17 protein-coding genes are annotated in these 19333 nt (G+C 55.3%); 9 read left to right on the top strand and 8 right to left on the bottom strand.

Annotated elements, in window-relative coordinates; all coding sequences use genetic code 11:
* The first annotated feature begins 188 nt into the window (after window positions 1-188).
* The gene (locus tag HS103_09545) at window positions 189-1871 is read left to right on the top strand and encodes a PAS domain-containing protein (protein MBE7513043.1); all 1683 of its coding nucleotides are present in this window, start codon (window positions 189-191) and stop codon (window positions 1869-1871) included.
* A 96-nt stretch (window positions 1872-1967) separates the two neighbouring features.
* Here HS103_09545 and lysS read toward each other — a convergent pair whose 3' ends face one another.
* From lysS to HS103_09530, 3 genes are all read right to left on the bottom strand, one after another.
* Entirely contained in the window at window positions 1968-3500 is a 1533-nt protein-coding gene (gene lysS, locus HS103_09540) for a lysine--tRNA ligase (GenBank protein ID MBE7513042.1), read from the bottom strand.
* 9 nt (window positions 3501-3509) lie between these two features.
* Window positions 3510-3998, bottom strand: a complete 489-nt coding sequence (gene greA / locus HS103_09535; GenBank protein MBE7513041.1) for a transcription elongation factor GreA — start codon at window positions 3996-3998, stop codon at window positions 3510-3512.
* 237 nt (window positions 3999-4235) lie between these two features.
* Complete coding sequence (locus tag HS103_09530) at window positions 4236-5027, bottom strand: TlyA family RNA methyltransferase (GenBank protein ID MBE7513040.1); 792 nt, start codon at window positions 5025-5027, stop codon at window positions 4236-4238.
* A 180-nt stretch (window positions 5028-5207) separates the two neighbouring features.
* On the opposite strand from HS103_09530, the gene HS103_09525 reads away from it, so the two are divergent.
* Window positions 5208-5951 (top strand): hypothetical protein, encoded by a 744-nt coding sequence (locus HS103_09525; protein ID MBE7513039.1) that lies wholly within the window; start codon window positions 5208-5210, stop codon window positions 5949-5951.
* Window positions 5952-6034: 83 nt separating this feature from the next.
* On the opposite strand, the gene HS103_09520 is transcribed toward HS103_09525, so the two are convergent.
* The gene (locus tag HS103_09520; GenBank protein MBE7513038.1) at window positions 6035-7906 is read right to left on the bottom strand and encodes a CocE/NonD family hydrolase; all 1872 of its coding nucleotides are present in this window, start codon (window positions 7904-7906) and stop codon (window positions 6035-6037) included.
* A 136-nt stretch (window positions 7907-8042) separates the two neighbouring features.
* Between HS103_09520 and HS103_09515 the strand changes: the two genes are divergently transcribed.
* The 6 genes from HS103_09515 (at window position 8043) to HS103_09490 (ending at window position 13495) form a co-directional block, all read left to right on the top strand.
* A complete protein-coding gene (locus tag HS103_09515) occupies window positions 8043-8684 on the top strand; it encodes an ArsR family transcriptional regulator (protein MBE7513037.1) in 642 nt (213 codons plus the stop codon).
* A 102-nt stretch (window positions 8685-8786) separates the two neighbouring features.
* Window positions 8787-9968 carry a LacI family DNA-binding transcriptional regulator gene (locus HS103_09510; GenBank protein ID MBE7513036.1) on the top strand — a complete coding sequence of 394 codons (1182 nt, stop codon included), beginning with the start codon at window positions 8787-8789 and terminating at the stop codon, window positions 9966-9968.
* A 12-nt stretch (window positions 9969-9980) separates the two neighbouring features.
* Window positions 9981-12146, top strand: a complete 2166-nt coding sequence (locus tag HS103_09505) for a glycoside hydrolase family 65 protein (protein MBE7513035.1) — start codon at window positions 9981-9983, stop codon at window positions 12144-12146.
* Window positions 12147-12191: 45 nt separating this feature from the next.
* Window positions 12192-12536, top strand: coding sequence for a hypothetical protein (locus HS103_09500; protein ID MBE7513034.1), 345 nt, complete (start codon window positions 12192-12194; stop codon window positions 12534-12536).
* The gene (locus HS103_09495; GenBank protein MBE7513033.1) at window positions 12533-12922 is read left to right on the top strand and encodes a monovalent cation/H(+) antiporter subunit G; all 390 of its coding nucleotides are present in this window, start codon (window positions 12533-12535) and stop codon (window positions 12920-12922) included. The genes HS103_09500 and HS103_09495 overlap by 4 nt, the downstream gene beginning before the upstream one ends.
* 321 nt (window positions 12923-13243) lie before the next feature.
* Complete coding sequence (locus HS103_09490; GenBank protein MBE7513032.1) at window positions 13244-13495, top strand: hypothetical protein; 252 nt, start codon at window positions 13244-13246, stop codon at window positions 13493-13495.
* 352 nt (window positions 13496-13847) lie between these two features.
* Here the strand turns inward: HS103_09490 and HS103_09485 are convergent, their stop codons facing one another.
* The gene (locus tag HS103_09485) at window positions 13848-15932 is read right to left on the bottom strand and encodes an elongation factor G (protein ID MBE7513031.1); all 2085 of its coding nucleotides are present in this window, start codon (window positions 15930-15932) and stop codon (window positions 13848-13850) included.
* Window positions 15933-16179: 247 nt separating this feature from the next.
* On the opposite strand from HS103_09485, the gene HS103_09480 reads away from it, so the two are divergent.
* Window positions 16180-16452 (top strand): MoaD/ThiS family protein, encoded by a 273-nt coding sequence (locus HS103_09480; GenBank protein ID MBE7513030.1) that lies wholly within the window; start codon window positions 16180-16182, stop codon window positions 16450-16452.
* Window positions 16453-16477: 25 nt separating this feature from the next.
* Here HS103_09480 and HS103_09475 read toward each other — a convergent pair whose 3' ends face one another.
* The 3 genes from HS103_09475 to HS103_09465 are packed head-to-tail and all read right to left on the bottom strand — an operon-like array spanning window position 16478 to window position 19327.
* Window positions 16478-17386 (bottom strand): alpha/beta hydrolase, encoded by a 909-nt coding sequence (locus tag HS103_09475; GenBank protein MBE7513029.1) that lies wholly within the window; start codon window positions 17384-17386, stop codon window positions 16478-16480.
* Window positions 17383-18609, bottom strand: coding sequence for a peptidylprolyl isomerase (locus tag HS103_09470; GenBank protein ID MBE7513028.1), 1227 nt, complete (start codon window positions 18607-18609; stop codon window positions 17383-17385). Before HS103_09470 ends, HS103_09475 begins: the two co-directional genes overlap by 4 nt.
* Window positions 18596-19327, bottom strand: coding sequence for an SDR family oxidoreductase (locus HS103_09465; protein MBE7513027.1), 732 nt, complete (start codon window positions 19325-19327; stop codon window positions 18596-18598). The genes HS103_09470 and HS103_09465 overlap by 14 nt, the downstream gene beginning before the upstream one ends.
* Between the last annotated feature and the right edge of the window lie 6 nt (window positions 19328-19333).

Here is a 19333-nt window from a genome sequence, read left to right as displayed (position 1 = left end):
AGAATTCAATTCCTTTCCCACCTGTCCGTCCTCGCCTTATGGTATCATGGTTTGGAAATCGTAGGTGCATTTTTGCTCTTAAGGTATCGGAAATGGCGTCAGTTTTGTAGCATTTTTACAGGTCTTTCATTGTCGTGACTCAACCCGCACAGGTGTTTCACGGTGTCACATAAATGGAGAGCCACCCAATGATCTATACCTTCACGCCAGTTAGCGCCCTTCTGTTTTTGACCTCTCTATTCAGTGCCTTGATTGGTACTGTTGTCTGGCGGCGAGGCGAAACGCCCGGCGCACGCCCCTTTGCTTTGGCGCTTTTTGCCGGGGCATTGTGGTCGTTTTTCGTCCCTTTCGAGAACGTTGCTCCAACCTTAGGCGAAAAGCTCACTTTTTCTAAGATTGAATACATTGGGATTCTGAGCATCACCCCCCTGTGGTTCTTGTTCTGCCTTGAATATACCGGACACGGGGCGATCCTCACGCAGCGGGTGCGGGCGCTTTTGTGGGTGATCCCCGCCCTGACCCTGACCTTCGCCTTCAGCAACGATCTGCATGGCTTAATCTGGCGGGAGGTAACCCTAGAAACTACTGCCGCCGGGCTGCCTGATGCTGTCTATCGACATGGCGGATGGTTTTGGGTCTCCGCTTTCTATAACTACCTCATGCTTTTGTTGGGATCGGTCACCCTAATCAGATCGGTGGTGCGTTTTTCATCGCTCTATCGTCAGCAAATTGTCGCTATTTTTGTGGGGACGGCGCTGCCATGGTTAGCAAATATCCTTTACCTTACCGGCGCAAGTCCGCTTCCCAATGTCGATCCGACCCCCTTTGCCCTCACCCTCACCGGGGCAATCTTTGCCTGGTCGATCTTCCGGCGGCACTTGTTCGACCTTGCCCCCGTTGCCCACGAATCGTTGTTTCAAAGCCTCTCCGATGGCGTCGTCGTCACCGATAACGACGGGCGGGTGATCGAGGCAAACCGCCGCGCCCTGACGATCTTCAACCACCCCCAACCGCCCATTGGAAGTGCCTTCAAAAGCGCTTTTCCCAGTGTTGATATAGAGCAAATACCCGCCTCTGGGCGAGCAGAAGTCCCTTTACCTAATGGTATCTATGAGGTCATCTTAAAACGCTTCTATACCCTTCAAGAGGTTGCTCAGGGGCAAATCATCACCTTCCGCGATATTTCTGAGCGAAAGTACCTAGAGCGGATGCGCGACGATCTGATGCACATGATCGTCCATGACCTGCGCAACCCCTTAGCGGCAATTGGCGGGGCGCTTGAACTACTGGAGGAAGAAACCGACCCAGAGACGAAAGAGGCGGTGGATATTGCCAACACAGGGCTGCGCCGCATGACGAATATGGTGAATACCATTCTCGATATGCAGCGCCTTGAGCAAGGGGTTATGCCGCTGGAAAAACAGATTGTTCACCTAAAGCAGATCGTCAACGACTTGGTGTCATGGGAAGTATCCGTCGCTCGGCGGAAAAACATCCGCCTTGTCGAGAGTATTCCCGATGCCCTTCCCCCGCTCAACCTTGATCCCCGCCTGATCAGCCGCGTCCTTCAAAACCTGATCGACAATGCGCTAAAGTTCACCCCAACGGGCGGTCAGGTGACCATCTCTGCTGCCCCTGATCCCGCCAAATCCGCCGTCGCTATTTCTGTGCGCGACACAGGGCGCGGCATTGCCCCTGATGTGCAAGCACGCATCTTTGATAAATTCAATACAGGGGCGGCACAAGAGGGACGCGGGAGCGGCTTGGGCTTAGCTTTTTGCCGCCTTGTCGCAGAGGCGCACAACGGTGTGATTGCCGTCGAAAGTACACTTGGCGAAGGGTCTACCTTTACGCTGCGACTGCCCGCCTAATTTTCAAAGGGGAAAGCTAAAGGCGCATGGTAAGCACCCCCTCTCTTGTGTAAGAGTTGGGGGGGCGACAGCAGCATCTACCGTCACCCCCTGCACTTACTCCTCTTTATCCCGCAGGTGGGGATAAAGCAGCACTTCACGGATCGTTCGCCGATTGGTCAGCAGCATGACGAGCCGATCAATCCCAATCCCAACCCCGCTGTTGGGGGGCATCCCATACCGCATGGCGCGAAGGTAATCTTCATCAAGAAGGGTTTCGTCATCGTCCCCGCTGGTGAAGGTCTTTGCCATATCAAGGAAACGCTGCTCCTGATCAAGCGGATCGTTCAACTCGGTAAAGCAGTTGCCAAACTCCATGCCTGCGATGTAAAACTCAAAACGCTGAACATGGAGCGGGTCACCCGGAACGCCCTTTGCAAACGGCGAAATATCGCGGGGGTAATCGCAGATGAACGTTGGTTGGATCAAGGTTGGCTCAACAAATTCACTAAGCAGATGCTCCACCAGTTTTCCCCAGGGCAGCCCTTCTTTAAACGTCATGCCCTTTGCCCGCATTGCTGCCGAGAGGGACTCCGCGTCGGGGTAATCGACATAATCGATCCCCGCCATCTCGCGGATCGCGTCGCGCATTGCCCACCGCCGCCAAGGGGGGGCAAATTGAATCAGATGATCCGCATAGGTAATTTCGGTTGTCCCCGTCACAGCTTGGGCAGCCGAGGCAAGAAGCTGCTCGACAAGGGTCATCGTATGGGTGTAATCGACATATGCTTGATACCATTCAAGCATGGTGAATTCTGTGTTGTGCTTGAAACTGATTCCCTCATTGCGAAAATCACGCCCGATTTCGTAGACCGCATCGTACATCCCCACCAAAAGACGCTTGAGGTAAAGCTCAAAGCTGATGCGTAAGAAAAGGTCTTGCTTCAACTGGTTGTGATGGGTCTTGAAGGGGCGTGCCGCTGCGCCGCCGTAAATGGGCTGAAGGACGGGCGTTTCTACTTCAAGAAAGCCCTGATCATCCAAAAAATTACGGATGGTGCGGATCACCTTTGAGCGCACCTTAAAAACCTCGCGCACCTCTGGATTCACGGCGAGATCGGCGTAGCGCTGCCGATAGCGTTCTTCGACATTGGTGAACCCGCCGTGCGAGACGCTTTGCCCATCAACCTCACTTGTTTTGACCACCGGCAAAGGGCTGATCGTTTTGACAATGATGCTCAGACGGCGCACCTCAACGCTGATCTCTCCGGCACGGGTGCGCATCATGACGCCTTCCACATTCAAAAAGTCAAACAGATCGACATCGTGGAGGAACATCTGGTAGGTGTCCTCACCAACGTAATCAATCCGAATAAAAAGCTGAACGCGCCCAGTGCCATCTTCAATATGGGCAAAGCAAACCTTGCCCCCCGTGCGGATCGACCTCAAGCGCCCGCATACCGCCACTTGAATGGGCGCAGCCAGCGATTCGGGTGTGGCGGCATGTTCGGCAGCGGTAAACGCCTTTACCGCTGCTTGAATCGTGTGGGTGCGCGTGACTGTGCCGGGGAAGGGATCAATGCCAGCCTTCCGCAGCCGTTCCAGCTTATCAAGCCGTTCTTGTTCCAGCTTGTTTGGTTCAAAAAGCATAGGATGTGCCTACTCAATCCCCTTAATCGTGTACACAATATCGCCAGCCGGAGCTTTGACAGTGATCTTCTCGCCCACTTTTTTGCCTAAAAGCGCCCGCCCCATGGGGCTTTCGTTGGAAATACGCCCTTTGCGGGGGTCTGCCTCTGCCGCGCCCACAAGGTGAAAGGTCTCCGTCTCTTTACTCCCTTTTTCGCTAACGACCACTTTATCCCCCAGGCGGACTTCGGGCTTTTTCCCCTTTTTGGGGGAGGTGTCTTTCTCAATCAATTCAGCGCGGCTAAGAATTGTCTCTAGCCGCATGATCTCCCCTTCGAGGAAAGCTTGCTCTGTTTTGGCGTCCTCGTATTCGGCGTTTTCGACCAGTTCACCGCCTTCGTCAAGGGCAAGATGGAGACGCTCGGCAACCTCTGCGCGGCGCACCGTGCGCAGGTATTCAAGACGCGCCTCAAGTTCGGCATAACCTTCTTTGGTCAGATAATTGATTGGGTCGGACATGGTGATTCTCCGTTTCGGATGGTGAAACATCCCACGACGTGGGCGGCATCGGAGGGGAAAAACAAATGACCGCCTCAACGGGCGATCTCTCTGTTTCGTATCGTCTGCGCGATGCGCCGACATATGTTGGGGCAATCCGTAAAAGCGCACCCCATAATCGTATTGTACACACAGGCGCGGGAGCGTCAAGCCCATCCGGGCAAGATCACGACAAAACCACTTGCCTTAATGCCATGCTCACCCTGTGTTTTCAGGGATTGCCTCGGCAATCGCCGCCGCCATATCAAGCGACTCCCCTTCGCCCCATACCAACCACGCGAGGAATTCTTTATTTCCGGCGGGACCGATCAGCGGGCTAGGAATCAGCCCGCGCACGGCAAACCCTTCCCCTTGCGCCGCACTCAGAATCTCAGCGACCACCCGCCGGTGGATCGCCGCATCTTTCACCACCCCATTCTTGCCCACATCCTGACGCCCCGCCTCAAATTGTGGTTTGATCAGGGTGACAATCCCCGCCCGTGCTGGCAGCCAACCGCGAATCACCGGGAGAAGCAAGCGGAGGGAGATGAACGAGGCATCGACGCAAACGAAGGTTGGGCGTTCGGGAAGCGCCTCTACATAACGAGCGTTCGTGCGCTCCATGACGACGATGCGCTCATCCGTGCGGAGGCGGTAATCCAACTGCCCATAGCCGACATCAAGGGCATAGATTTTTGCTGCCCCACGCTGAAGCAAGCAATCGGTGAATCCCCCTGTACTCGCCCCGACATCGGCGCAGATAGCCCCCTCGACAGCAATCTTGAAAGTGTCCAGCGCCGCCGCCAATTTCTCTCCTCCGCGGCTAACAAAGCGTGGCGCAGCCCGAAGGGTAATATGCGCATCGGCAGGGACTCGTGTGCCGGGTTTGTCAATCACCTGCCCATTCACGCTGACCTCACCCGCCATAATGTAACGGCGGGCAAGTTCGCGGGTGAGCGCCGCCCCGCGCTCCACCAGAAGGATATCAATCCGCTGCTTTTCGCTGGACATGAAACGATCATCCTACGTTCATCATCACTGCCCACTCTCTAGGATACACTATGCGCCGCCCTTTTGTGGATACCCTCGCTAGACTGGAGTTTATTAATGATATATCCTAAGACACGCCGCTTGATAGTCGTGTTAATCGCCCTCACTTTCGTAGCGCTCTCTCACCATCGATCACACCATGTGGCATCCGCGCAGACAACGACGCCCGACACAATTGGTTTGTACAATCCCACCGAGGCAAATTTCTACCTTCGCACCGAAAGTTCGGAAGGGGTTGCCGATATAACCGTCACGTTTGGCAGCCCACAGAGCAACTGGCTGCCCCTTGTGGGCGATTGGGATGGCGATGGGGTAGACACGCCCGGTCTTTATGACCCAGAAACGTCCGTCTTTTTTCTGCGCAACAGCAACACCACAGGCATTGCCGATCTGACGGTGGTCTTTGGATCGCCCAAGTCTGGTTGGCTGCCTATTGTGGGCGATTGGGATGGCGATGGGATGATCACAATAGGGTTAGTCGATCCAACCACTGCCACATGGTATTTGCGCAACACGAATACCGAAGGAACTGCCGATATTCAGTTTGTGCTAGGCGAAGTGGGAATGCTGCCTGTGACGGGGGATTGGGATGGTGATGGCGAGACAACCGTCGGTTGGTATAACCCACAAACCACCCTATTTTCCTTGCGAAACAGCAACACGACGGGAAAAACGTTCAATGTGCTTTATGGCAACCCAAAGTCTGGTTGGCTACCTGTAGTGGGCGATTGGGATTTGGATGGAATCACGACGGTGGGGCTTTACGATCCAGCACTCTCTCAGTTTTTCTTGCGCAACAGCAACACCACTGGCGAGGCGGACATCACCTTCGTCTATGGTCAGGGAGGTGCTGGTTGGCTGCCCGTTACTGGACAGTGGAAATAAAAAATAATGCTGCCCTGAAGATGGTCTAACTTACCAAAATGTGCTCTAGGTAGAGGGGATACCTCCCTACCAAGAGCACATGGCTACTTCCCCGCCGGAATCACGGGCAGCACAATCCGCGAGGGGTGCGCTCCACCGTCAAAAACAAGCGAGAGCAGCGGCGGCGGGCTAACCTCCGGTGTGAGATGATTATCTTTATCCGCCCCTGTGATCCGCAGCCGAATCCGGTGTCCGGCATCGATGATGTTGGAAGTCGGCAGCAAGCCGATCACCAATTCCACTGGATCGCCGCCCGCTACTAAGGGTTGAATGTCCTCGGCAAAACTGCGCTGGTAGGGCAAGCCCATCATCGTGTAGGGGGCGTCGGACATCTTCCGATGTGAGGCGCGAAGCATCCCTTCCACAAGTGGGTAAGCATGACCATTCTCATCGACCTCCTCAAGGTAGACAAAGACATCCACATCATCGGTGGAGGAACTCACCCATAGATGGGCAACCGGAAAGCCGGTGATCTCCATCGCCTCGCTTAAGGGGTCAGTGGTGAAGGTGAGCGATTTTTCCGCTTGGGCGCTCATATCAGGGTAGCCAAAGGCGCCGCCATGTCCGTTGTGCCAGCGCGTCGTCGTCCCCATCGTCGTGCTGTAATCCACCCTATACGACGCCCCAAAGGGTTCGCCCACTTGCTCGGTCAGCGATCCACCTAGCCCCAGATAAAATGGGGTGCGCACTTCGTTGGGAAGCGGAAACGCCTCTGCCGAACGCCACCCCTCACCCGCCGGAGCGCCCATCGTGTAATACCACACGGGCGGCTCATCCATGATTCCATTGTCGATTCCCTTCAGATGGTAATCGAAAAAGCGCAGGTGTTCGTTCAGTTGGAAATTGAGGGCAAAGAGATCATCAAACGTATCGTTCACCAGCGGTTTAATGAAGGCTTGCCAGCCCTTCACAAAACCTGCCCCATGCGAATAGGGCGTGAATACAATCCTCTGAGGAACGGTCAAATTGTTGTACCAAAACGCCTGCGCCCCCGCCCACATATCGTACCATCCGGCAATCTGATAGACAGCCACTGTATTTGCCGCGTTGATCCGCGCCGCCATCCGGTGGGCTGACCAATCGGCATAGGCGGGGTGGGGCGGTTCACCCCATTGGCTGTCGCGGTAGGGCTGCCCTTTGGACGATTCGTAGACGTTCAGGTTTTTGCTGTGTTCTTCCTGTGCGGCGACGTACGCCTCGCTCTCATCAACAGGGACAGGCATTTCCTCAATGTCCAAGCGGTGAACGTTCCGCGCCCATGCCTGCAAGAACTCATAGCGGTAAATCCCCCCCGGATAGACAAAATCATAGAGATCGAAAATCGTCATTTGGGGGACGATTGCCTTCAACGCCGGATGTCCCGACCCCGCCGCTAACCATTGGCTGATCCCGTTTGCCGAGACGCCCATCATCCCGACCTTGCCGCTTGACCACGACTGCCCTACCAGCCAGTCGATCAAATCGTAGGCGTCTTGCGAATCGGTGTCGGTGTGTTCGCCTGTGCGGTAGCCAAACGATGCTCCCCCTCCGCGCACATCGGCAACGACCAACACATAGCCATGCCGCACCCACACCGCCCAAAAAGGAAGGTAGTTTGCCAGCGTTACCGCTTGTCCGTTTACGATGTCTGCCCGTCCGTAACGCTCGTGGACAAACAGGATGGGAAACTGCCCCTGGGCGATCTTGCCCCCCTCTGCCGGATAGACAATATCAACGGCGAGGCGTGTCCCATCGCGCACAGGCACATACTGTGAGGTACGCACCCACGAATCGTAGATCGACTCACCGTAGCCTCGGTATTCCCCCAAACGGGAAATTTTCGTTGGGTCATCCTGAGCGCGGATGAATGACGTGGTGATGCCCATCAGGAGGGCGCTCACAATGAGGAGGATCAGAAGGCGGAAACGGGTCGTCATGCGGTGTCTTTCCTAATGAAGAACGTTCATAGGAGGATTGTAAACCGATCCGAATGATTTCGTCTCGCCTCAACGACGATTGATCGTATAATTAGAGAGATAGCCGATGTAGTTTGGTGACGAAAGTACCCTTGTTATGGAAATGCAGCCAACCCGAAAGAGCATTTTAGAAATCTTGCGCAGCCAGGGGGAGGCGACGGTTGAGGAAATTGTCACCGCACTGCGCCAGCGGATGCAGCACACCATCACCGCTGTGACCGTGCGCCATCATCTCGATATTCTGCGCGAGGAAGACCTGCTCTCCCCGCCTGTTTTGCGCCGCAGTGGGGCGCCGGGGCGACCCCAATACGTCTACAAACTGACAGAAAAAGCGCTCAGCACCTTCCCCAACAATTACCAAAACATCATGGCAGCCCTCTTAGAACAGCTTAAAACACAACTTGGCAGCCCCCATGTGAATGTGATTCTTGAAGGGGTTGCCGACCAGATGGTTACCAATTCGCGCCTCGCTCACCTGGCTGGCGTTCCCCTCCCCGAACGGCTCAATCACGTTGTCACCTACCTGAACGAGCAAGGCTACGAGGCAACATGGGAACGGTGTCCAGAGGGCTATCTATTAAAAACGCAGAACTGCCCTTACCACCAGCTTTCTTCGGCACAAAGCGACTTGTGTGTCATGGATATGCGCCTCATCTCTGGATTGGTAGGCGTTGTCCCCCGCAGCATGGGACGGATTGCCGACGATGCGGAGTCCTGTGTATACCTCATCCCCGCCTAACCCTCTCATGACTTGGTTGACAAACTGTTTCACGTTGGTTTATAGTCTCTCATAGGTTACTTAAACGTTTAATTAGCTCTATACCCAAAGTCATTTTGCCCTATGCCAACACCAACCTTGCGTGATATTGCCGAACAATGCAATGTCTCTGTGATTACCGCCTACCGTATTCTGAGCCGTCAGGATGAGGCGGATGCCGCCACCCAAAACGCCGTGTTCACGGCGGCAGAGACGCTTGGCTACCGTCTGAATGTGACCATTCATGATGTGGCTCATGCGGCGGGTGTCTCCATTGCGACGGTTTCTTACGTTCTTAATAACAGTTCGCCGGTGAGCGCCGAAACCCGTGAGCGGGTGCTGCGTGCCGCCAAACAACTGGGCTATCGCCCGAACAGCACCGCCCGTAACCTTCAAGCCAGTCGAACCCGTCTGATTGGCTATCCCTGGCACACCGTTGCCCCCGATGATACCAACCCCGTCTTGGATCGCTTTACCTATGCGATGGCGCAAACGGCTGAGGCGTATGGCTACCACGTGCTGACCTTTGTTCAGCCCGCCGATCAAGTGACCCGCCCCTTTTTAGAACTTGTCCAGACAAATCGGGTCGATGGCTTCATCATTGCCGATACCAACCGTGATGATCCGCGTGTGCGTTGGCTTATGGATATGAATGTTCCCTTTGTCGCCTTTGGACGGGCAAATGATGATTGGCAGTTTCCCTATGTCGATGTCGATGGGCGACAGGGCGTTAAGGCGGTGGTCAATCACCTTCTTGAACTAGGGCATAAACGCATTGGGGCAATGGGCTGGCCCCCCGGTTCGTTGAGTGGCGATGAGCGACTGGAAGGCTACCACCTTGCCCTTGCGGGGGCGCAGATCAGCCCCCACCCGGATTGGATTGTCCACAGTGAGAACTACACCGCAGATGCCTTTGCTGCCACACAGCACCTGCTTCGGCTTCCGCCCCCACTGCGCCCAACGGCAATTGTATGCATCAGTGACACCCTTGCCATTGGGGTGATGAAGGCAATTCAGGCAGCGGGGCTATCGGTTGGGGGCGATATTGCCGTCACAGGCTTTGACGATGATCCCAGCGGACAGCACCTCACCCCCACTTTGACGACGCTTAGCCAGCCCGTATTGGAGATTGCCTCGCTCATTGTGGAACGGCTTATCGATCACATCGAAGGGCGAACGTCCTCTCTTGTGGATGGCTTGCTCTTGCCCCCTAATCTCATTATCAGGGAATCAAGTGGGCGTCAGATTCAGAATTCATTGGTTTAGGAGGCTTTCAGCATGGCGATTTATTCGGCAGAAGAGCGGACATGGCGGATAGGGGATGCCCCTTTTAATCCCTTTAAGTTGGCGCATACGGAGACGATCTACACCATTGGCAATGGCTATATGGGGCTGCGCGGGACTTTTGAGGAAGATTACCCCGGATCCATGGTTTCCACGCTGGTGCATGGGATTTTCAACCATGCTGATGGCGATCTTGTTCCCGATCTGGTCAACTGCCCCAATCCGCTCCCCCTGCGGGTGGTCGTTGATGGCGAGGAATTCAGCCAGAAAACGAGCAAAGTTCTCGGCTACGAGCGAGCCTTGAATCTCAAGACGGCAACGCTTACGCGGGGGGTTTTGTGGCAAACGACGAAGGGGACAGTGGTGCAGCTTCTTTTTGAGCGCTTCGCTAGTTTGGAAAATCAACACCTTCTTGTGCAGCGGGTGAGCGTTCGCCCCCTGACAGGAAACGCCTTGGTGCGCGTCTGTGGCTATGTCGATCACAGCACAACGAAGGAGGGCGTCAACCACTGGGCATCCCTGACGAATACGGCTGTTAAGGGGCGCGTCGCGGCAAAGGGCATCACCACCCAAAGCGCCTACGAGGTTGCCGTCATGTCGGCGCTGCTGGGGAGCGAGGGTCAAATCACTCTGGTGGGGGGAGATCGTCCAACCCTTCAGGCGGAAGGCGACATGACGAAAAACGAGGCATTCGTTATCGTCAAATTGAGTGCCATTCATACCAGCCGTGATGCTGCCGACCCCATTGTCGCCTGCCAGACCACTCTCGCTGCGGCTGAGGGAGAGGGTTACGACGCCCTGAAAGCCGCACACGAGGCGCAGTGGGCGGCATATTGGCACGCCTCTGATATTGAGATTGAAGGCGACGAACCGCTTCAACGGGCGCTGCGCTTCACCACTTACCATATCCTCATTGCCGCCCCCCGCCACGAAGAACGCGCCAGCATCGGGGCGAAAACGCTCTCTGGTCCGGGCTACAAGGGGCATGTTTTTTGGGATACCGAACTGTTCATCATCCCACCGCTTATTTTGACCCAACCAGAACTTGCCCGAAACCTGCTCATGTACCGCTATCACAATCTGCCCGGAGCGCGAAATAAGGCAAAAAAAGCAGGCTATGCAGGGGCGATGTTCCCCTGGGAAAGTACCGATACGGGCGAGGAAACCACGCCGCAGTGGACGCACCCCCTCCCCGATGGATCGCGCATCCGCATTTGGACGGGCGATAACGAACAGCATATCAGCGCTGATGTTGCCTACGCCGTCATGATGTTCTGGGAGTGGACAGGCGATCATGCGTGGTTTGCCCGCTATGGGGCAGAGATCGTCCTTGACACGGCGGTATTCTGGGGCAGCCGCGTCGAATACAAGGCAGATAAAGACCGCTACGAACTCTCCATGCAAATCGGACCCGATGAATATCACGACAATGTGAACAACAGCGCTTTCACAAACAGCATGGTGCGGTGGCATTTACAAACGGCGATCCGCGTTGCCCGGTGGGTGCAAAGCAACTACACCAAAGCGGGTGAGGCGCTTTTAACACGGTTGAGCATTACCCCGGCACAGCTTGAAACATGGGCAACCATTGCCGAAAAGATGTATATTCCCACCCGTGCTGATGGGCTGATCGAGCAGTACGACGGCTTCTTCAATCTTGAACCGGTTGATCTCAGCCTTTGGACGCCAAAGGTGGCGAACTACGATGCAATCGTTGGGCATCACGCCATCCAAAACCAAATGGTGATCAAACAGGCAGACCTTGTTATGCTTATAGCGCTTCTTGGGGATGCTATCATGACCCCCGAAGAACAAGCCAAGCATTGGGCGTTTTACTACCCGCTTGCCGATCATGGTTCGTCGTTGAGTCCAGCCACCCATGCCCAAGTTGCCGCACGTCTGCGGAACATGGATGACGCCTACCACATGCTCAGTTATGCGGCGGCAATCGACCTTGACGACCTCAAAGGGAATGTCCATGATGGCATTCACGCGGCGGCGGCGGGTGGGCTGTGGCAAGCAGTGGTTTTTGGCTTCTGTGGCTTAAAATTGGCGGATAAAGGGGTTACTACTACCCCTCATTTTCCTCCCCATTGGCGCAAGGTTCGCTTTCGCATTCAGCACGGAGGGCGGGAGCATGAGGTTGTGTTAACCCCCTAGCGGGAACAACCCCGCTAGGACGCTGTAGATGAGGGAGGGAGTGTGATGAGTCCTGCCTTTAGCGGGGTGCTGACCCTTGTAAGTTATCTGATTTTGCTTTCGCTGATCTTAGCCGCATATCGTCTGGTGCGTGGACCCTCGCTCCCAGATCGCGCTGTCGCTGCCGATCAGGTTTCCCTCCATGTGATTGCTTTCGTGGTTGTCTTTGCCTTGCGAAGCAACCAACGGGCGCTGATTGATCTCGTCATTGTGACTGCCATTGTTGGGTTTCTCAGTGTGGTGGTGATCGGTATCTATTTGGAACGGGGGGTGAAGGGCAAAACGACCCTTGAACGCCACGATCTACGCCGAAAAACACTGGAGATTCCAAGAAGGGGGTTATTCAAATGACGTTAGGCGAATGGTTAGCGTCAGGGATGCTTTTGTTTGGCGTCAGTGTTATGCTTTTGGGAACGTGGGGATTGATCCGCTTTGGCGATGTCTACCTGAGGATGCACGCAGCGACAAAAGCAAGCACACTAGGCAGTGGATTGCTTTTGTTGGGAGTTGCCCTTGCCTTTGGTGATGGGTTACTTGCCATCAAGTTGATTACTTTAGGGGGGTTGTTTTTACTGACCTCCCCTATTGGGGCGCAAACGCTTGCCCGTGCCGCACACGCCGCAAAAATTGAAACGGTAGAAGAGATGTGGCTCGATGAAATGACAAGCGATGCATTGGAACGTTCTCAACAAGCTCCGACCCCTTCCGAAACCTACAGCATTTTTCAAGGAGATTGACCCCTTAGTGGCTGACAGCCCTGCTTATCACGATATACTTACCGATGGGCTAGGGGCTGGTGATCAAGGGGTAAACGAACGACGCCCGCTCTTCTTGTAAGAAGGCTGGTTGCAGCCCAACCAGTGAGGGTACTGCAATAACATTCCTCCCCTTTAGGGCGTGTCCGCAACTAGGCTGTGTTGGCATTTTGGTTCAGAACCCCTATCCCCCCGGTTACTGCGGAGCAGTCGCCTTTCCCTGTCTACGGCTGAGGAGAGGACATGTTTTCAAGTAAACCTTATGTCTGGGATAAAGGGTAATCCTAAACACAAGGTTTGGCGTTGAACAACTTGCACGAAGTAGCGCAAGCCTTCCCGAAACAAGCTCCAGAGCCGCCGGAACGACCCGTCGGGACGACGAACGAGCGGTTGGGCGATGCCAGCAGCAACGGCTTGGCTGCCGAGGGCGACCACCCACGTGTAGGCAATGGTCAACAGAACCAGCCGGTTGGCGAGATGCTGCTTCCAGCAGGGCGCGAATCATCTCCACCTGTCCTTCGGCAAAAAAGGCTGTTAGGTCGAGCGCTTTATTAGCGAGCCAGCGGCGAAAGCGCCGCGCCGTACTCTCTACCTGCTCCCCGCAACTCACCGCCCGCGCAATCGCTCCTTGCTGACAGCTCTCCGCTTGAATCACCCCATAGCTAAACAGGCTTACATTTTGCGGCTGCCAACTATTGAAACACGGTAGATGGGCTGACAAGTGCTGCTCTAATTGGTACAGTAGTTTGTAGTTCATCGTTCCTCACTGGGTTTCTTGATCGATTTCCAGTTTGAACGATGAACTCCCTATTTTTCAACCCGCCTTCCAAATATGTCCTCTCCTCAGAGTTGGGGGGACGAGGGGCAAAGACGACAGCCCTCGCCCCACGTGGCAGATTGCGCCGCTCTATTCTTCCTCGTCGGCGTGGGGTTTGTGGGCGTTGATGATCGGCTGCGCCACATTTGTGGGGACACTTTCGTAGCGGAGGAAGGCTGCCGTATAAATCCCCCGTCCGCCAGTCATCGAGCGCAGATCGTTGCTGTAGCGTTGAATTTCCGCCAGCGGCACTTCGGCGGTGACGATGCTCCGTCCTTTTTCAGTGTCCATCCCCTGCACCCGTCCGCGTCGGGTGCTGAGGTCGCCAATGACATCTCCCATCGATTCCTCTGGGACAATCACCCGCAGTTCCATAATCGGTTCAAGCAAAACGGGCGAGGCTTGCATAAAGGCTTCCTTAAACGCTCCCCGTCCGGCAATTTGGAAGGCAACGTCTTTGGAATCGACGGGGTGCATTTTGCCATCGGTCACGGCGACGGCAACATCGACAATCGGGTAGCCGCCGAGCAAGCCCGTCTCTAACACCTGCCGAATACCCTTTTCGATAGAGGGGATGAAACTATGAGCAATCGACCCCCCCACCGTTTCATTTTCATAGCTGAACCCTGCGCCGCTCTCTTGCGGCTGAACACGGAGAAAAACCTCGCCAAACTGCCCCGCCCCGCCCGTTTGCTTCTTGTGACGATAATGCCCATTCCCCGTTTTCATGACCGTTTCGCGGTAAGGAACTTTCGGGATGGAGGCACTCAGGTTACATCCCAAACGCTCAGCACGGCTGAGCGTGACTGCAATGTGAATATCACCCATGCCGCTGAGGACAACTTGGCGCGTATCGGCTGCCTGCCGCCATTGGAGCGTTGGATCAGCGTGCGTTAGCTGGGTGAGGATTGCTCCCATTTTCGTTCCGTCTTGCTGTGTTTTGGGTTCAAGGGCAACCGAGTAAACCGGAGCAGGGTAAATTGGCTTGCGAATACGATAGGGTTTTTCCCGCCGACAGATAGTGTCGCTGGTTTGAGTCTCAGAAAGTTTTGCCACTGCCCCAATATCACCGGCGTGCAGGACAGAAACAGGAATTTGTTCCTTGCCACGAAGAACGAGAAGCTGTGTAAAGCGTTCTTCCCGTCCGCGTTCGGCGTTGAAATAGGTTACCCCGCTCTCCATTTTCCCGCTGAAGATTCGGAAGTAGCTCAATGTCCCCACAAATTTATCATAGGCGGTTTTAAAGACAAACGCTGCCAACGGACCGTCGTCGCCCTGCGGAGGCATGAGAAAATCAACAGGATTTTCGCCCTCTTTGGTCAGGCTTACACGGCGTTGGGAGGGCGGGGAAACGTAGACGAGCATTGCCTCCAAAAGCGGGTATGTGCCACTATTTGCCGCCCCTGCCGCCACAAAGACAGGAACCGTCTTGAGATTTGCATCGCGGGCAGCAAGGCGCATCCCATCGCGGATTTCCTCAAAGGTGAGTTCTTGTGTCTCGAAATATTTGTTGATAAGTTCGTCGGTGGCTTCTGCCGCCGCCTCAACCAAATTCTTATGGGCTTCTTCAATCCCCGCAACCATGTCAGCCGGCGGATCGGTGCGATCTTTTCCGATCCCGTAATACGCCTTCTGGGTGAGGACGTTGATCACCCCCTGAAACTCTGGACCTTCGCCTATGGGGAGAATCACAGGGATAAACTTGTAGTCGGGAAAACGCACACGGAGCGCCTCGACGGTGCGTTCATAACTGGCATTTTCTCTGTTGATTTTGTTGATCACGACGATTAGCGGTTGGTTGAATTCATCGGCAAACTGCCATGCCAGTTCCGTACCCACTTGCGGACCCGATACGGCATCAACGGCAACAACCACACAGTCACAGACGCGGATAGCGTTTTTCATCTCCCCTTGAAAATCGGTGTAGCCGGGGGTGTCCATCAGATTTATTTTGTGGTTGTCAAATTCGATGGGGATAATCGAGGTGTTAAGCGATAGCTGCCGCGCTTTTTCATCATCGTCATAATCGGAAACGGTGTTTCCCTCGGTGATGCTGCCCATTCTTGTGGCTGCGCCGGTGGTGAACAACAGGGCTTCGATCAGGCTCGTCTTGCCTGATCCCTGATGTCCTGCCAGCGCAACATTCCGAATAAACTCTGTGGTGTACTCTTTCATGGTGAAAATGACCCCTTAAAGCGAGTTTTAGAACGGTCTGCGCATAGGGCGCATTAACGGGATTTTAAGTCCGCCTAGCAAGGCTGTCAAAATCCCGCCGGAGAGGGTTCTTGCGGCGCTATCCAAAATGGATAGGCTGTGTAGATGCACCCTTTTCCTACTCAAAGAATCAGGTAAGATCAGTCGCGCATGATCCTTCAGGGGATCACCCAAGATAAACCCACCAGCAAAAGGACACTAGCAGACGATGGCAACAATCAAGATTCCGACGCCTCTCCGCGTCTATACGGGCGGCAACGCTGAGGTGAATGTGAATGGCGAGACCGTCGGGGCGCTTCTGAGCGACTTAACCGCACAGTACCCCGATCTGCGCCCCCATCTTTACAACGGGAACGACCTACGCAATTTTGTGAATGTGTTTCTGGGTGAAGAAGACATTCGTTACCGTGATGGCGTGGAAACCCCCGTTGAGCCGGGCGACAAACTGCGCATCATTCCGAGCATCGCCGGAGGGCGGTAAATCCCCACCCAACAGGACAGAGCGGCTAGAGCCAGCGCTGAAACCACCCCACAATCCGCGCCGCGTAGTCGTCGGGATATTTTGTGGCGGTTTCACCGTGACGGGCATCAGGGACAATCCAAAATTCATGGGGGGCGGGGGTTTGTGCCACCAAAAGACTTGCCTCGGCGGTAGTCGTCAGCCAATCCAGCCCGCCATGAATATACAAAACTGGGATGTAGATGTGCTTTGACCAGAGGATGGGATCGACCTGATCCATGCGCCCGTGTGTTCTTACCCCTGCCACAACTAGCATCCACGCCGCAATATGCCAACCAAGCCAGTGGGGAATGCCCCAAAAGTGGATGCGCCGGGCGATTGTCCGTTTGAGGTAGACAAAACTTCCATCAGCAATAAGAGCGGCGATGGAGGATGGTTTTCCCATTTGTGCGGCAGTCAGCAGCGCCGTCGCCGCGCCCATGCTGACCCCCCAAACGCCTACCCGTGTGATACCCCGTTCAGCCAAAACATCTATCGCGCCCAATAAATCATCGCGTTCGTACATGCCAAAGGTGGTGTGCCGCCCGCCAGAGCGTCCGTGCGCCCGAAAGTCAAAGAGAAACACATTGAACCCCGCCTGATGAAGGACCCTGGCAAGGGGCAGCCAATGATCCATACTCCCTTCTGAGCCGTGACAGAGGATCACTGTGCTTGCTGTGCTTGGCATTTCATCCTGTGTGGATGGCGGGGCAAGAATCCACCACCCCACGAGGGGGGTACCATCCCGTGCGGAAAAAGTGATTGTCTCATACCCCATGCCGTGTGCGTTGGGGGTTGTCGCTTGGCGCAGCCGCCGACGCCGCAGTAGGCGCATTGCCCCGAAAGAGACAATCCCTCCCCAAACAAGAAGAAAAATCACCAACCCCAAAAGGAATGTTTCGGTTGTGGTGGTCACTCGCCCAACGCACTTTCGGTGATGATAACGCGCAGCAAGGCATCGCCGGGGGGAGGGTTGGGAAAGCGAAGGAGATCAAAGGGATTCCGTTCGCGCAGCAAACGCAGAACATCCATCCCCTTTGTGACTTGCCCAAAAATGGCGAACTCCCCGTTGTAGCCTTCGGGGGGCATAATGCCTAAGGTGATGAAGAATTGCGAACTCCCGCTGTTGCGCACCCCGCGTTGGCTTGCCATCGCCACGAGTCCCGCTCGATCAAAGGTCAAGCCATTGTCCGCTTCATCAAAAATGGTGTACCCGGCTGTCCCCTCGCCCGTCCCACTGGGATCACCCGTCTGGACGAGTTCCGGCGTCACAAGATGAAAGGTGATTCCATCGTACCAACCTTGCCGAGCAAGATAAACGAAGTTATTCACCGTCACTGGCGCGGTTTGGGTAAAGAGTTCTATCTCGACCTCCCCTTTGGCGGTGATGAGTGTCGCCCGGTAGCGCTTGTTGGGGTCAATCTCAAAAGGGGGTTGTTTCGAGAATTGGTGCTCTTTGAGAAGAATCAACTGAACGGCACTGTCCAAGCCAAATTCATCGATGCGCCCGCCATAAGGGCGATTTTGCAGCATGAGCGCCGGGCTGGAACGAAAGCCCCGCGCCCCTGCCGCCCGAATCGCTTGTTCTAAGGGCGCATCGTAGGTTTTCTTATCCAGTGCGGCGTTAAAGGCTGCCAAATCGGGGACATCGCTTTGCGCTGCATACTGCGTCAATAGTTCCCGAAAGAGTGTAGGTGTGGCGTTGAACCACTCCCCCCGTGTGGCGAGAAGGGTATCGTGCATCTCCCAAAACTTTCCCTGTGCGCCCGCCGCCTCTGCCCCGCTTGCGGCTAATAGGGAGAGCGCATCGCCCCGCGTTGGGTAATGCCGCCACACAAGGCGCACCTGATCGGGGTAGCGCTCAATGAGAATCAAGAGGTTGCGGGCAAGGGTAACCGACGCCTCGGCACGAAAATTGCCGTAGAGAGTCCATGTAATAGGCGCATCTACCTTGCCGCGCACTTTGTCCAGCACCTCCACAGAGGTGGTGGTTGGGCGCGGCGGCATGGTGACGACGATCCGTGCCGGGGTTGGGGGAAGCGGCGTTGGCGTTGGCGCGGCAGGACGACATCCGGTGATGGTCATTAGAGCAGCTAGGGTAATCAGCGCCGCAAGGATCACTCGTTTACGCCCGTCCATAAACTGGAATCGAAGCTCCGCTAATATCCCGCGCTGCCGCCGAAACGAGAAATGCGATCACATCCGCTAGGGAATCAGGGGAAACCCACTTGCTGTAGTCCTCATCGGGATTTGCCGCACGGTTTTGGGGGGTATCAATAACGCTAGGCAAGACGGCATTCACCGTGATCTGATGCCCCATAAGCTCGCCTGCCATGCTCTCGGTCAGGCGCAAGACGGCGCTCTTGCTGGCGCTGTAGGCAGCGATGCCGGGAATTCCGGTCAACCCGCCCCGTGCCGCAATATTCACAATGCGCCCGCCACGCCCACCAGCAATCATCGCCCGCGCTCCGGCGGCACTCAGGAGTACCGCCGTCTTTAGGTTCAACGTGATTAGTGAGTCCCAAACCGCCTCAGGCATATCGTGAACGGGTCCATCCGCCTTAAATCCACCGGCGATGTTGATCAGAACGTCGATCCGTCCGCGTGCTGCCATGATCTGATCGACAGCAGAGTCGGCATCGGCTTTTTTACCCAAATCCACCCCGCCGATAATTGTCATGGGGGCGGGATCGAGATTGTTTTCGGCAAGACGTTTTTCTAGCCCGGCGGCGTTCATATCAATGAGGGCGAGCACTGCGCCTTCAGCGACCAAACGGCGGACGACGGCGATCCCTAGATTGCCGCCTGCGCCGCTGATCACGGCGGTTTTCCCGTGAAGATCAGGGTAAGTGGTCATGGGTGT

Source organism: Anaerolineales bacterium (genome assembly GCA_015075625.1).
Lineage (GTDB): Bacteria > Chloroflexota > Anaerolineae > Aggregatilineales > UBA2796 > UBA2796.
The sequence above is the reverse complement of the archived record's forward strand: the minus strand, read 5'-3'. Positions and strand labels throughout refer to the sequence as shown.